Source organism: Rummeliibacillus pycnus (genome assembly GCF_044359855.1).
Classification (GTDB): Bacteria; Bacillota; Bacilli; order Bacillales_A; family Planococcaceae; genus Rummeliibacillus; species Rummeliibacillus pycnus_A.
On the sequence record NZ_CP132291.1, the window covers coordinates 1,195,724 to 1,211,329 of the forward strand.

Below are 15,606 nucleotides of genomic sequence, written 5' to 3' on the forward strand. Positions count from 1 at the left end.
AATAGGAAGAATATTCTTCTGTATTCTTACTTTCAAGGTTATCATTGTTCATTGATTGTAGCGGAGGATTGCTCGACTCCCGCGGGAAATGCGTGGCACCTAAGACCCTGTACGGTAGCGTTTAAGGAACGGAGTCTAAGAACGCCACGTCCTGTGGCAACGACTCCGTGACCAACATCCTGTTGCCCCGAAGCGGCTCAGCGCACACCTACAGGAAAGTGAACAATCCGTAGCGGGTATCAGTTGATCATCTATTTTTAAATAGATAAAACAGGATAATCAACACGCATGTTAATTTAATAAATTAAATATCAATCTTTGGTCCCCTAGTTCCACTTGTATAAAAGTAAATAAAAAGCCTTGCTAAATAACACAGCAAGGCTTTTATTTTTTTCTAAATATATCTTATAAGTACCTATACCATATCTATTAGAATATTGTCTATGAAGCGGAAGATGGCGACTCCTGCGGGAAAGCGAGACAGGTGAGACCCCGCAGTGAAGACCGGTACGGGCTTCCGAGGAGGCTCAACGCTCGCCCGCGGAAAGCGCCATCTGGAGCGGTATATTAAGCAAATACTGGAAATGGAATATTATCCGAATTATTGAGTTGTTTATTTAGAAAATATTCGTAATTTTAACTATACATTTATGAAATTGATTCATGTATGTTGCATAACAAAAATAATGCTTTCTAAAAAAAATTCCCCTCTAGTATCGACTATCTAATTGAGAAATGTTATCATAAGAATCGAAAAGTAATATCCTTTCCTGTTGGAGGAATTCAAATGTCACTTAATGAGTTAGAACTTGGAAAAAAAGCGGTAATTATTAATCTGTCTAATTTAAATAGATATGTAAAACGAAGATTGTTAGATTTTGGAATTTTAGAAGGTGAAGAAATAGTGCTAAAAAATCGTATGCCATTTCATGGTCCTTTTATGCTTGAGCATAATGGGCAAATTTTGGGAATTCGTTTTAAAGAAGCAACATTAATCGAGATTAAACCATCATGATAAATATTGCATTAGTCGGAAACCCAAATACAGGAAAAACCTCACTATTTAATTATCTAACTGGTTCATATGAATTTGTTGGCAACTGGAGCGGAGTTACAGTTGAAAAGAAAGTTGGCACCTTAAAAAATAAAACTGGACATCTCATTGATCTTCCAGGTATTTATACTTTAAGCCCATTATCAAAAGATGAAAGTGTTGTTTCAAACTATTTTATTTCTGAATCCTTTAATGGCATTGTAAATATAGTTGATGCATCCCAATTAGAACGTAATTTAATTTTGACGATTCAACTCCTTGAATATGGAAAACCAATTGTGATTGGCTTGAACATGTCAGACGTTGCAAAACAAAGAGGAATTTCATTAAATGAAGAAAAACTTTCAAAAGAATTGAAAGTACCTGTCATTTCGATAGTTGCTCGTTCCGGTAAGGGCTGTAACATAATGATGGATCAAATTTCAACTATCGAAACAAAGGATCAACAACCTCTTAAACTTGATTATGGTGAAATTTTGGAAAATGGGATTGACGAGTTTTTTTATCTAATTCCATCACAAACAGTCCAAAACCTTCCACTTCGATGGCTCGCATTGCAATTCTTTGAAGGTAATCAAATCGTACGGAGCTATTTAAATACGCTTACTTCTAGCGATAAATTGGATGAACTATTTGAAAAAGTAGAAAATCAAGTAAAGAATTCTAGCAATATAAAAAGTCTATCACAATGGATCTATAGCGTTAGAAAGGATTATATTTCTTCTATTTTAGATCAATCTCTAGAAAAAGAACGTACAAATCAAGTTCCGTTATCTGATCGAATAGATGCGATTGTTACAAATAAACTTTTTGGAATTCCAATCTTTCTAATATGTATGTTGTTTATGTTTAAACTAACATTTGATTGGTTAGGAACTCCGCTTTCAGATTCACTAGATTATTTTATATCAGGTCCATTAACTTCGTGGATTTCCACATTACTTCAAAGTTTAGGGACTTCTAATTTTATTCAGTCATTAGTATTAGATGGAATTGTAGCTGGTGTCGGTGGAGTAATCGTGTTTATACCGCAAATTTTCATTTTATTTTTCTTCATTTCATTTCTTGAAGATTCCGGGTATATGGCACGTGCAGCACTTGTGATGGATAAGTTAATGGAATCAGTTGGACTAAACGGTAAGGCTTTTATTCCAATGATTATCGGCTTTGGCTGTAATGTCCCAGGTGTTATGGCAGCAAGAACAATTGAACAGCCGAAAGAGCGATTAATCACCATTCTGTTAACTCCTTTAATGTCGTGTTCAGCAAGATTACCTGTTTACGCATTATTTGTAGGAGCTTTTTTTGCTAAATATCAAACGATGATTGTGTTTTTCCTCTATGTATTAGGAATTGTTTTAGCACTTCTTATGGCTAAAATATTCTCTAAAATATTACTAAAAAACGAAACATCTATATTTGTTGTAGAATTACCACCTTATCGAATCCCACAAACAAAGACATTACTTCGTAGCACTTGGGATAAAGGAAAAGGATTTATCCGTAAAGCTGGTACCTTCATATTCGGTGGTTCTGTAATCATTTGGTTACTATCTTATGCGGGCCCGAATGGACTAGGCGTAGAGATGGATGATAGTTTTCTTGCTATAATTGGTGGATTATTTGCACCTATACTTGCACCACTAGGATTTGGTACTTGGCAAGCAGGGGCATCTCTGTTAACTGGATTTTTGGCAAAAGAAGTAGTTGTATCAAGTATGAACATTATTTATCATGCACCGAACATGGATAGTCTACAAGCCTTATTAACACAGGCTTATACACCACTTTCTGCATTCTCTTTTATTGTATTCATACTGTTGTATATACCTTGTTTGGCTACTGTTGGTACGATCAAAAAAGAAACAGGTTCGACAAAGTGGACATACTTTTCAATTATTTACGCATTGATACTAGCCTATATTATTACACTGATCATTTACCAATGCGGTAAGTTGTTAGGATTCTAACTGAAAGGAAGCGGGACAAATGATTGCCAGTTTTATAATAGGTATTATCATTTTTGGATATGCCGGTTGGACAATTTACCGTCATGTTCAAAAAAGTAAAGAAGGTAAATGTGGAGCTTGTGAATTGAAAAATAATTGTAAAAGTGGTTGTGATATCAGCGCATTGCAATCTAATTCTAAAAACCATTTTGAATCATTAAATAAATAATTATTAAAATCAAAGCTCCCCTCTTCTATTTCGGAAGAGGGGAGCTTTTTGCTATTACTTTTATTAATCTGATAAGAAAATTGTATTCGGTAGAAGTATCAGTTTTTAATAAAGTTGTGATTCAATTGCTTTCGATGCCGCAAGTACACTTTCTGTTAGTTGCGTTTTATCATAATCATCGTTTCTTACAACTGGAATAACAATAGTAATGGAAGCTACTGGTCGACCATCAGCTAATCGAATAGGGGCACTAACAGAAAATGCACCTTTTACTCGTTCACTATTGCTGATCGCATAACCTTGTTGGCGAATTTCCAGTAAATTCATCCTTAACTGTTCCTTGGAAATAATCGTATTTTCCGTTATTTCAATTAAATCAACTTCCTCTAAATATTGTTCAAACTCTTCTATAGGTAAAAAAGCAAGCAAACTTTTTGAAGAAGCACCAGCATAAAGTGGAGATGAATCCCCTACATAAGTTTTTGTGCTTAAGGTAAATGTACTTTCAAAATTTAATATACATCTACGCTCGTTTCCATCAATTACATTTAGAGATACACTCTCACCCGTTGATTCATTTAATTTGCTTAATATTGGTTTTGCTACTGTTAATAAGCTTGATTCTTCTTCTACAAGTCTTCCTAGAAAAAGTAAGGATAATCCCAATTGATATTGTTTCGTTCTTTCATCCTTATGAAGAAATCCTTCACATACTAGTGTAGTAAGGAATCGTTGTAGACTGGATATCGCAATACCTGTTTTTTTATGCAGTTCAGTCAATGAAAGCTGTGGCTCTTCTTTACTAAAAGCATTTAATACTTTAATAGCCTTCTGTACAGACTGCATGGTGTAGTTATTGCTATTATTTTCTTTGTTCATCCAACCACCGGCTCTCTATCTTTTATCTTCTCTTACTATATCAGAGTTATTCGATGATTAGTTAAATAATAAAAGATTATCCATTTTTACTCTCTGAAGTTAAAGGTAAGAATTGATTGGTATGTTCACCAAGAATCGGCGGTGCTAATTTATAGTCAATGTTTAAACCTGAAAATTGCATAGGATTCTTGATAAATTTCACTTTCCCATACTGTGGATGTTCAATCTCTCCAATCATATCCCGTGCAACGAGTTGAGGCTGTTCTAAAGCTTCTGCAATTGTATTTACGCGACCACCTGGAATTTTAAAGTTTTGTAATTGTTCAATCCACTCATCTCTCGTTTTTTGAAGTAGGATTTCTGCTATTTTTTCTACTAGCTCCCTTTCATTCTCTTTCCTTTTCGTATTTGTTTTGAAACGCTCATCTTGAGCCCATTGTTCTCTGTCAATCATCTTACAAAACTTTTCAAATTGACGATCATTTCCGACACAGACCATTAAAGGACCATCTGAACATTGAAATACTTGATAGGGTGCAACATTATTATGGCTATTTCCAAGCCTTTTCGAAATTGTTCCTCCGTTTAAATAACTACTTGCGACATTCGCCAAGTTGCTAATTTGTACATCTAATAAGGATAAATCAATACATTGGCCCTCATTTGTAATATCACGCATTCGTAATGCAGCTAAAATACTGATAGCTACATAATGTGATGTCAAAATGTCAGCAATCGGTATGCCTACTTTTGTTGGATCCCCATCTATTGCACCAGTTACATCCATTAATCCACTCATTGCCTGAATAACTGGATCAAAACCCGGTTCAGTAGCCAATGGACCAGTATGACCAAATCCAGTAACCGAGCAATAAATGATTCTCGGATTTATTTTCTTACAGTCCTCATATCCTAAGCCCATTCTTTCCATATCGCCTGTTTTGAAATTTTCAAGAATGATATCTGCATCTAACAGTAACTCTTTAAAAACTTGACGATCATTTTCTTCTTTCAAATTTAATATGATTGACTTTTTGTTTCTATTCGCACAAAGATAGTACGTACTTTGGTCATTCGTAAACGGTCCCCAATCACGCGTACTATCCATACCATTTGGATGCTCCACACGAATGACTTCTGCTCCTAAATCTGCCAAGATCATTGATCCTGCTGGTGCTGCATAGACACGAGATAAGTCTAAAATACGTACATCTTCTAATGGCTGTTTCATCATTTATCACCTACTCTCATTGATTTTTCTGTAGCTCTCTTATTGTCAATACAAGCTGCTTCCGCATTCTAATAACATAGAGCGTAGACGAAAATAACGCCTCTATGAATTACTTATTGAATACCGATTTTCTCTTTTCAACCACTGCTTTTACGCCTTCTTTGTAATCAGGTAATTCTGTCACTAGCCCCATTTTCGATGAAATATAATCTAAGGACGAACGTAAACTCATAGATTGACTTTGGTACACAGCTCGTTTAGTGAGTTGGATGACTGTTGCTGGTCCATTTGCTAATTTCGTTGCATATTCAAGTGTATATTGTTCAAGCTCGTGATCTGGAACGACAAAAGTAACAAGCCCTTTCTCTTTTGCTTCATGAGCAGTTAATACTCGTGCAGTCCAAAGCATATCTAATGCTTGATCAATTCCAACAAGTTTCGGTAGAAAATAGGCACCACCATCACCAGGGACAATGCCAACGTTAACGTAACTTTCTGATAATTTAGTAGTCTCTGCAACAATTCGAATATCACACATTAAAGCCATATCTAATCCTGCTCCAAAGGCAAAACCATGAACTTGTGCAATCACTGGCTTATCGATTTCTTCTAGTAATAAGGGCACACGCTGAATTTTCTTCCATAAAGAATTTTTTCGTGCAAGTGCTGTTGATGTTACATCATCAGAACTTTCAAAGAAGCCCTTATCAGCCCCCATCGCCTTAATATCGCCACCTGCACAGAAGCATTTACCATTCCCTTTTACGATTAAAACCCGGATATCATCCGAATCGCGAACAGTTTCCAATGCGTGAATCCAATTTAATATCATTTCCTCACTAAAAGCATTCATGCTGTTAGGACGGTTTAAAGTGATTGTGGCAATATGATCCTGGACATCAAATAATAAGTCAGTCATCTATAATCCCCCTTAATATGTTTGGTAAACTTTCTTCGCAATTGTTAAACTCTCCCAAAGACTTTCATCTGATTGGAGTAGTTCTTTTGCCAAAATTTCACTCCACTCTGATTGAGGAACACCTTCATCGCGGTAAGACCATAGTCGTCGCGTATATTGATGTAAATTATGTTCATGCGTAACACCGATTGCCCCATGAACTTGATGTGCTGAAGTAGAAACAGTTTTAGTCGCTTCATCTATACGAATTCTTGTAAGAATTACTTCATTTTGATGACGATTTTCTACTAACGCTGCAATCATATTATCTACAGCTGATCTAATAATTACAGTTTCACCAGCTAACAATGCTAGATGTTGTTGTACAAGCTGGAAGCGATGAATTGGACGTCCAAATTGCTCTCGTTCTTTCGTGTACTGTACCGTTAAATCATTAATTTTTTCAATTATACCTGCCATCAAGGCAACCTTCGTAGCTGTTTCAACATGCATAATAGTTTGCAATTGTTCTGGTGTAAGGGCTACAACGCTTTTGTGTAATACTTTTACATTTTCAAGTATTATTGTATCTCTGGGTTCGCAAGATAGATTTATATTTTGTTCTAAAATCGTATCTGCTAGGGCAACTTTTACTAGATATTCGCCTTCTTCCCCTTTTGCAATTGCGACAAGCTCATCAGCATGTCGAGCCCAAGGGACATTCGTCAATGTACCTCTTACCGTTTGATCGCCTGTGAAAACTAATTTCTCATTGGTATTTACTGTATACGTTACTTTTCGATCTGTTACAGGAAGTTTAACAAGCTCCAATAAAAAGTTGGCAAATGTATATTCAACAAATGGAATTGGAACAGCATATTTTCCAACTAGACGGTAAATGTTCAGTAGATCTTCTAAATCCCCATCTGCACCACCTGCATCTTCAGATATAGCAATGCCCAACATTCCATTTTCATTTAATATAGACCATACGTTTTCTGCCCATTTTCCTTCCTCAACGAGGTCAACAGTTTCTTTCTGTACATGGTCTTTAAAAATTTTCTCTACTACATCGATCAACATATCTTTAATTTCACTCATCCAGCAACAACCCCTTTCGCAATGATTCCATATAGTATTTCTGTTGTCCCCCCCCGAATTGTAAAACCAGGAGAATGTAAAATGGATTCTGCGAGTAAGCGATCCAGTTTACGATCTGCATCTTTTCGTGGATAGGTTGCTACTAATAAACGTGCAATTTCAGGGATACTTTGCTCAAATTTTGTTCCAATCGCTTTCACTAATGCTGCTGGGATTGCAACTTCCCCACCTTCTTCAAGTACTTTTGCAACACCGATTGATAAATTTCTTAAACTCCATAATTGTGCAACCAGTTTTGATACCTGGGTTAATCCTTCTATATCATTTTGACGTTTTAATTCAGCGATTAATTCTTCTAGGAGTGGGAAAGTACTTAAAATTCGTTCAGGACCACTACGTTCGAATGCTAACTCAGCAAGGCCCTGCTTCCATCCGTTGCCAAGTGTTCCAACAACTCTGTTATCCGGAACGAAAACATTTTCGAAAAATACTTCATTAAAATGATGCTCTCCCGTTAAATATTTAATCGGTACAATGCTAACACCTTCTGCATGTAAATCTATAATGAGTTGGCTTAAACCATTATGCTTTTTGACTCCATCAAATGGCTCCGTTCTTACAAGTGTGATCATATAATGAGCATCATGAGCATTACTTGTCCATGTTTTCGAACCATTGACAATCCAACCACCATCTACTTTTTCAGCTTTTGTACTTACTGATGCTAGATCTGAACCACTATTAGGCTCACTTAAACCAATAGCAAAAAAGCATTCACCATTTGTGATTTTTGGTAAGAAAAACTCTCTTTGCTCTTCTGTACCATAGCGTAAAAGAAGTGGTCCCGATTGTCGGTCAGCGATCCAATGTGAAGCAACCGGTGCACCTATTGCTAGAAACTCTTCTGTTAAGATGTAACGTTCAATTGAGCTACGTTCCTGGCCACCATATTTTTGGGGCCACGTCAAACCAATCCAACCTTGTTCACCGATTAACTTAGAAAAAGATGGATTACAACCACTTAACCATGAATCACATTTTGTATTAAATGTTCCTTTTTCAAGCTCCTTTTGCAAAAAAGAACGTACTTCTAAGCGGAATTTTTCTTGCTCTTCTGTAAATTGTACTGTTGGCAACTTAACCATTTAGCTCCTCCTTTTACCGTTATACGGTAACTATTATTGTATATGCGTATTTTACCAATAATTTGAGGTTCGCACAATTTATTTTTTCAGAAAATTCTGAAATAGTTATTTAGAAAAAGTTTATTTTCTTAAGTTAGATTTAGTAAAACCTTAAATGTCCACTTTCTTGAATTCGAAATAATATACTAAAATAAATTAATTTCTAATAAATTTTCTTTTCCACCCTAATTGAATCAATTTCATAAGTCCATTTTCGGTTTTTAAATACGAACATTTTAAAACATTAACTTTCCCATATTCAGATTTGTATCTTCCTCTACAGACGGCGTTTTCCACGGGGCTTGGCTTCAATCTCCTCGGGCCAACACGATGTTGGTCACGAAGCCATTGCCACAGGACGTGGCGTTCTTAGGCTTTGTTCCTAAAAGATGTGCTCCTGCATCGCTTCGCTAGCTTCGTCGCACGAAGGAAATGCGAATGCATTTTCAAGGACTCCCCGTCGAAAGCGTTGTAATGACCAAAGTTGGATATCATTACTTTCTATAAACTTTGTATTATGAAATTGATTAAACCGGAAAATTTATCAAAAAAAGCATTCACTTGTGTTTTACACACAGTGAATGCTCTATTTATTCTTCTAATTCATCGTGCAAATTGAAGTAAGGTTTGTTTCATACAAAAGTTGTTTCTCTTTTTTTATGTTAATAATTTTTCTAAAGCTTTATTGCATTCTAATCCTACAAGTAAATGGCTAATTACTTACCTGTTGCGTAATGAGTTTTTCAATACTTTCCCGCTAGCATTCCTAGGGAGAGTATCCACCAATTCTATTTCTTCCGGTAATTTATACTTCGCTAATTTCTTAGAACAAAATGCAATAATTTCTCCTTCAGTTAATAGCTTACCTTCTTTTAATACGACGAAAGCTTTCGGCACTTCTCCATAAATTTCATGAGGAATACCCACAACTGCACCTTCTAATAATTCAGGAATTTGATACAACACTTCTTCCACTTCTACTGGATATACATTTTCTCCGCCACGAATAATCATGTCTTTTTTACGGTCTACAATATATAATAATCCGTCCTCATCAAATCTTCCTAAGTCCCCGCTGTATAACCAGCCATTTTGAATTGTTCGTCTTGTTTCCTCTTCATTTTTCAAATAACCTTTCATAACTTGCGGCCCTTTTACAACTATTTCTCCGACCTGACCAACTGGTAAGGGTTGACCAAACTCATCTACTACTTGTACTTTTGTCAACGGTAACGGCTCCCCTACAGATCCAACTTTTTCAAGTGCATGATGATCTTTTAGCGTAGAAGCAGCTGGTGAATTTTCTGTTTGACCATATAAGTTTTGGACCTTTACTCCCGGATAAAGTGCCTTTATTTTACGTACTAATTCAAATGGCATTGGAGCAGCGCCATAAGTAAACAAACGGAGATTAGGTAAGTTCAAACTTTCCATCTTTGGTATATTTAATAAAATATTGTACATAGATGGTACTCCAAAGAAAATAGTAATATTCTCTTTTTCCAACGTATTTATCGTTTGCTCAGGTGAAAATGCCTCCTCGATAACGATCGTTCCTCCTGCGTAAATAACAGGAATACAAAACACATGACTTGCTGCGCAATGGAATAATGGTGCAATTATATGCATACGATCTTTCGTATTAAGATCCATTGCTTGTCCCCAAATTTCTGCAGCTGCACTTACATTGCCCGCTGTAAGCATGACTCCTTTTGGTTTTCCAGTCGTGCCAGAAGTATAAAAAACAACTGTTGTCGTATCTGCATCGACATCAACTTCTTTATATGAAATCATCTCATCATTCAATACCGCTTCCAGTGTTTCTTGACCACCTACCTGTAAATAATCTTGAAAATTATTAATAGTCTCAGGTAATTCATTTAATATAGATTCTAAACGGACATCATATATCAGTGCCTTTGCTTCCGAATGATTAAAGATATAGTCAATCTCTGTTGCAGTTAATTTCGTATTGACTGGCATTACTGTAAAGCCACCGAGTTGGCAAGCATAGTAACATGTTAAAAAATAATCTGAGTTAAGTAAGTACACCGCGATTATGTCTTCTTGTTTATAGCCTTTCATTTGAAAATAACCAGCTAATCTTTTTGCTTGCTCGTAAAACTTCGCATAGGTTGTATTTCTACCATTAAACTGAGTGATCAAATGATTTGGTTGTTCTTTTGCATATAATGCCAATTTTTCTGATACGAACATCTTTAAATCCCCCTTTGTGTATTTTTCATAAATTACTTCACTACATTTCTTTATTTTCTATTTTGAAACTATTATATTTATGAGTTTTACTTAGTATGCTATTTTTCCTGAAAGTTTTATTTTGTAGAAAAAAATTAACTCCACCTATTTTTAGTAGGTGAAGTTATAATAGTACGGACGCTGTTTATGTTGCATTCACACAATAGATTTCATTGTATGATTAAACTTAGATGTTAAATTTATCGAAACTTTTCTAAATTAGGGATATTACATATTAAATACTTAAGGAAAATCTCCTGCTACTTACCATAAAAATGCTGAAGCTAAACCAATTCCAATAATTGTACCAAGTGCTATACCAATACCGAATGCAGCAACACGACGTCTACGGAAACCAAAAAACGGTGTATTGAAACCGAATCCCGGTCCGCCTAACCCAAATCCTAAACCATAGCCTCCCATATTTCCACGCGGGCGAATCCAGACCATATCGCGATCAACACGTGTAATCTCTCCCACATGAACACTACCATCCCTACATCTAATTCTCACCACTTTTCCATGATGTTGACAACATAAATTATATACATTAGACGGATTCATTATTATCCCCCCTCCATATTTTTTTACATACAAGTATGCCTTGCTATTATATGAAGTGAATCATACTGCCAAATGGACAACGGTCTAGACATCTAAAAGTTGTTATACAACTTATTTTTCAAAAACAAAGTGCTTACTGCTACATATGATACAAATAAAAGGTTAAAAGGGATGAGGTATTTGTCAGTTATTCAAACTCAAAAGTGGCTTTATGATTTTGTAGATCGATGTAAGGAAAAATCAATTATGGATATGGCATCTATACAATGTGAAATCCTCTGTAATCCTTTAAAAAAGGTATTTCCGAAAGTAAATCCTCAAGCTATGCAATATGAACTTTTAAATCATGGATTATTCGAGCCTTATGAATGGTTTAAAACCGAAGCAATTGTAAAAGAAATGGAAAAACAAAACATTTGGAAAATAATCGAAAAAGAATATCAATATTTAAGTAAATTGTGGAATGGACCTAATGTACCAATCTATATTTTCCCAATAAAAAAAGGAATGTTAGGGTTCCGTAAGCATTTGCGTAAAAACGGCGTTGCATATAAGGAAGCTATTTTTCTATTTTTATCGACCGAGCTCTCAAAAGAAGAAGTAAAGGCAATGTTAGCACATGAATACAACCATGTTTGTCGGATAAATCATATTAAATTAGCTCCGGATAGAACACCTCTTAAGGATTCACTCATTATTGAAGGTCTTGGGGAGTATGCAGTAAAGGAATTGCATGGAGAAAAGTTGTTAGCACCATGGACAAATCTTTATCCATTTGATAAGGCTGTAGATATTTGGAAACGCCACTTTTTACCATCATTAAATATGATGGGAGTAAAAAATCACCAACCATATTTGTATGGCCAAAAAGGCAGCCCGTTTCCAAAATGGATCGGGTATTATATTGGTTATCAAATTGTTAATAGCTATCAGGAAAAGAATGGTCCTTTTAAGAATAACGAGTTATATAAAATATCAACAGATACTTTTATTAATGGCTCTAAATTCCCTACAAAGGAATGAACCATTCAATATTTCTGAACATCAAGTTAGGTGACATTTAAATACACGGTATCTAATGAGATGCCCATTTTGCTCGATAAATTGATTATGTTTTTCCCACAAATCGTATAAGTCAATCGAAATGTTGTCCGACATATCCATATCATCAATATCACTAGGAATTAGTACGGATGGAATTCTCAGCTTATCAATTTTTGTAAAGCCTTTTAGCTGCAAATGGAAGATCCACTCATCTTCGTTTAAAATTTTATTAATACCATAGAGATTGCTTACCTTTTCTTGTAAATCTTCAGACAAGGTTTGTTCTGCTGTCATTTCAATCATCATCATGCTACCATCTTCTTTTAATACTCTCGATAGCTCAGATAAAGTTTTATCAATATCAGTAAATGAAATAACTGATTCAGAAACAATTAAATCAAAAGAATGATCCTCAAAACTCAAATCTTGTATATCTCCTAAAATTACTTTGATATCAAGTTCATCATTTTCAAATCGCTTTTTCGCTTTTTCAATCATGATTGGATTAATATCTATGGCTGTTACTTTGCAGCCAAAGTGATTCGCTAAAAAAGCCGCGGTTTGTCCGGTGCCACATCCTATATCAAGAACATGATGATTAGGCTGGATCAATTCTTTTTCAAAAATTTCAATAGTAAGAGGAAACCCGCCTGGATGTGCCCCGCCAATTCCAAAATAGGCCAATAAATCTAAATAGCTGTTTGACATTAATTATTCCCTTCCCTCTATTTTTATTTCTATTGTATGCATGCTACAGATTGGTATCGATAGGCAATGAACCTTAAGTTAATTGTTTAATTACATGATCCTATCAGTATATATCCATAAAAAAGAATTCATCTAGAATATCTCTAGATGAATTCTTTTTCAATACTATTATAAATGAATTAATGTTCATGATGATGCTCGTGCTTTGAATCTAAATTACATAAAATTGTATTTTCATGTTTATGAGAATCCATCTCAAGCTGGACTGTCATATGACCAATACCTAAATGATGTAATTTATGCTCGAGTACTTGAAGAATATCTTGACTCTCTTTTATAGTTAATGAGCCATCAACGACAAGATGACAAGAAAGAGCATTTTGCCCACTTGTAATCGTCCATATGTGTAAATCATGTAAGTCAGTAATCCCATCTGATTCACGTAATGTACGAATAATATCGTCCATTTCTACATTAGAAGGCGTACCTTCCATTAGTACATGAACTGAATCTCTTGTAACTCGCCATCCACTCATTAATACCAGTACCGCAACAATGATACTTGCTAATGGATCAGCCCATTCCCAGCCAAAGAACATGATGAATAATGCTGCTAAAATAGCTCCAACAGAACCAAGCATATCGCTAATTACATGTAAAAAAGCTGCACGCATATTCAAATTATCATGTGTATCACCACCACGCATTAATATCCAAGCCACTAGAATATTCACTAATAGTCCTATGACGGCAATAATCAACATCCCATTTGAAGCTATCTCCGGAGGATTTGCGAAACGTTGAATTGCTTCGATAAAAATGAAAATAGCAATCAAAATTAATGTCACACCATTTAAAACCGCAGCTAAAATTTCAAATCGTTTGTAACCATACGTATTTTGGTAACTCGCTACCCTTTCACTGATAGAAAATGCGAATACACCAATTCCAAGAGAAATCGAATCACTTATCATATGTCCAGCATCTGATAATAACGCTAAACTATTTGTGACGTATCCTCCAATCACCTCAACTATCATATAAGCTGTAATGATGATAAATGCTATAAGTAATGTTTTCTTGTTTGCGCCATGTGTATGATCATGGCTATGCCCCTCATGTGAATGCCCCATAAACTACTTCACTCCCTAATTATGTTTTGCATGATCAATAGTTTGCTGCAGGATTGCCATGACATGCTCATCATCTTGTGAATAATAAAGAGTCGTTCCTTCACGACGAAATTTTACTAATCTTAAATTTTTTAAAAAACTCAATTGATGAGACACAGTAGATTGCTTTAAATTTAATGTTTCACCTATCTCATTTACTGAATGCTCTCTTTTACTTAATAAATTTAAAATCCGAATACGAGTAGGATCGCTAATAGCTTTAAATGTTTGTGAAACTAGAAATAATATTTCTTCATCTAAGTCTTCTGGTTCAAACGGTATTTTTTTTTCGCTCAAAACAAAGGCTCCTTTCAAAAAATTCACAGTACTAAATTAGTATATGATTATCTATTCATATATACATATTATATGTGCTTCATTAAAAAAAAGTCAAAATTAATACTTAATAAAGTGCAATTGAATCAAATTCAAATGCAAAATTCATATAAAATATCCCCAATTCTTGTTATCCAATATAAATAAAATCCAAGCAATCAATGATTATTCTTCATCATTGATTGCTTGGATTTTTTTATCTTTATTATCAATATTTTTCTTTTCAAAATGTGCATCAAATAACAATGGCGTTCTTTCCAATTGCTCTATAAACGTACGACTCTTAAAACGCATGCCGGTTTGTTCTTCATAAATTGTTGTAACAATTTTGCGTATAAAGCCTTTTGTTTCTTTTTTTAATGTCAGTTTCCCAATTTGATCAATTGGTACATTATAAAACATACGGATTAGTTTCAGTTGAGTTGGTGTTAAGCGAATGAGATAGGGATCTTGATGAAAACAGCGATGACATAAAAAACCACCTTGCGTAAATGAAAAGGCGAATTCTCCTTCAACTGCACCGCAGCTTGCACATGCATGTAAAATTGGTTGGACACCAGTGTATGGTAACATCTTCCATTCTACAAACGTTGCAATTGCTTCTGGATCATAGCCTTCTTCAATTGCATGGAGTGCTTGTGATAGTACATCAAATGCATAAGGATCTGGTCTATCAGATTCTACTAAACGATCAACAATTTCAACAACATAACTAGCGTAAGCTGTTGCAACAATATCTTCTTGAATATGTCGCATGGATTCTAAAGGTTCCCCTTGTTGCAATGTCCCCATGCCACGACCTTGCTGAATCATAAAGGTTCCATGTACAAATGGTTGGCTAATGGCAGCTAATCGACTAGAGGGCTTTTTAGCACCTCTAGCCATGGCTGCAATTTTGCCAACTTCTCTTGTCATCAGTGTGACGACTTTGTTTGTCTCACCGTATGGTCGTGATTTTAAGACAATGCCTTCCCATTTATTCAGCAATTGTCTTCACTTCC

Annotated in this window: 15 protein-coding genes; 4 read left to right on the top strand and 11 right to left on the bottom strand. The window is 35.2% G+C overall.

The genetic code is table 11. The features are described from left to right. Positions 1–787 precede the first annotated feature (787 nt). From Q8X41_RS05975 to Q8X41_RS05985, 3 genes are read left to right on the top strand one after another with little or no spacing between them, the layout of a single operon-like run. On the top strand, positions 788–1,015 hold the full coding sequence (locus tag Q8X41_RS05975) for a ferrous iron transport protein A (RefSeq protein WP_397539340.1): 228 nt from the start codon (positions 788–790) through the stop codon (positions 1,013–1,015). Then, complete coding sequence (feoB, locus tag Q8X41_RS05980; RefSeq protein ID WP_397539341.1) at positions 1,012–3,024, top strand: ferrous iron transport protein B; 2,013 nt, start codon at positions 1,012–1,014, stop codon at positions 3,022–3,024. The genes Q8X41_RS05975 and feoB overlap by 4 nt, the downstream gene beginning before the upstream one ends. Before the next feature lie 19 nt (positions 3,025–3,043). Continuing rightward, complete coding sequence (locus Q8X41_RS05985) at positions 3,044–3,232, top strand: FeoB-associated Cys-rich membrane protein (RefSeq protein WP_397539342.1); 189 nt, start codon at positions 3,044–3,046, stop codon at positions 3,230–3,232. Positions 3,233–3,337: 105 nt separating this feature from the next. Here Q8X41_RS05985 and Q8X41_RS05990 read toward each other — a convergent pair whose 3' ends face one another. From Q8X41_RS05990 to Q8X41_RS06020, 7 genes are all read right to left on the bottom strand, one after another. After that, positions 3,338–4,111, bottom strand: a complete 774-nt coding sequence (locus Q8X41_RS05990; RefSeq protein ID WP_397539343.1) for an IclR family transcriptional regulator — start codon at positions 4,109–4,111, stop codon at positions 3,338–3,340. 76 nt (positions 4,112–4,187) lie between these two features. Then, positions 4,188–5,345, bottom strand: coding sequence for a CaiB/BaiF CoA transferase family protein (locus Q8X41_RS05995; RefSeq protein WP_397539344.1), 1,158 nt, complete (start codon positions 5,343–5,345; stop codon positions 4,188–4,190). Between the two features lie 106 nt (positions 5,346–5,451). Further along, entirely contained in the window at positions 5,452–6,261 is an 810-nt protein-coding gene (locus Q8X41_RS06000) for an enoyl-CoA hydratase/isomerase family protein (protein ID WP_397539345.1), read from the bottom strand. Between the two features lie 12 nt (positions 6,262–6,273). Continuing rightward, the gene (locus Q8X41_RS06005) at positions 6,274–7,341 is read right to left on the bottom strand and encodes an acyl-CoA dehydrogenase family protein (RefSeq protein WP_397539346.1); all 1,068 of its coding nucleotides are present in this window, start codon (positions 7,339–7,341) and stop codon (positions 6,274–6,276) included. Beyond that, a complete protein-coding gene (locus tag Q8X41_RS06010; protein WP_397539347.1) occupies positions 7,338–8,486 on the bottom strand; it encodes an acyl-CoA dehydrogenase family protein in 1,149 nt (382 codons plus the stop codon). Before Q8X41_RS06010 ends, Q8X41_RS06005 begins: the two co-directional genes overlap by 4 nt. A gap of 759 nt (positions 8,487–9,245) precedes the next feature. Continuing rightward, positions 9,246–10,742 carry a class I adenylate-forming enzyme family protein gene (locus tag Q8X41_RS06015; RefSeq protein ID WP_397539348.1) on the bottom strand — a complete coding sequence of 499 codons (1,497 nt, stop codon included), beginning with the start codon at positions 10,740–10,742 and terminating at the stop codon, positions 9,246–9,248. Positions 10,743–11,045: 303 nt separating this feature from the next. After that, the gene (locus Q8X41_RS06020; protein WP_397539349.1) at positions 11,046–11,345 is read right to left on the bottom strand and encodes a hypothetical protein; all 300 of its coding nucleotides are present in this window, start codon (positions 11,343–11,345) and stop codon (positions 11,046–11,048) included. 180 nt (positions 11,346–11,525) lie between these two features. Between Q8X41_RS06020 and Q8X41_RS06025 the strand changes: the two genes are divergently transcribed. Next, positions 11,526–12,368, top strand: a complete 843-nt coding sequence (locus Q8X41_RS06025; protein ID WP_397539350.1) for a DUF2268 domain-containing protein — start codon at positions 11,526–11,528, stop codon at positions 12,366–12,368. 21 nt (positions 12,369–12,389) lie between these two features. On the opposite strand, the gene Q8X41_RS06030 is transcribed toward Q8X41_RS06025, so the two are convergent. The 4 genes from Q8X41_RS06030 to recO form a co-directional block, all read right to left on the bottom strand. Continuing rightward, positions 12,390–13,097 carry a class I SAM-dependent methyltransferase gene (locus Q8X41_RS06030; RefSeq protein ID WP_397539351.1) on the bottom strand — a complete coding sequence of 236 codons (708 nt, stop codon included), beginning with the start codon at positions 13,095–13,097 and terminating at the stop codon, positions 12,390–12,392. Between the two features lie 179 nt (positions 13,098–13,276). Then, positions 13,277–14,230, bottom strand: a complete 954-nt coding sequence (locus tag Q8X41_RS06035) for a cation diffusion facilitator family transporter (protein ID WP_397539352.1) — start codon at positions 14,228–14,230, stop codon at positions 13,277–13,279. A gap of 15 nt (positions 14,231–14,245) precedes the next feature. Further along, on the bottom strand, positions 14,246–14,566 hold the full coding sequence (locus Q8X41_RS06040) for an ArsR/SmtB family transcription factor (RefSeq protein ID WP_397539353.1): 321 nt from the start codon (positions 14,564–14,566) through the stop codon (positions 14,246–14,248). A gap of 204 nt (positions 14,567–14,770) precedes the next feature. Continuing rightward, positions 14,771–15,592, bottom strand: coding sequence for a DNA repair protein RecO (gene recO, locus Q8X41_RS06045; protein ID WP_397539354.1), 822 nt, complete (start codon positions 15,590–15,592; stop codon positions 14,771–14,773). Between the last annotated feature and the right edge of the window lie 14 nt (positions 15,593–15,606).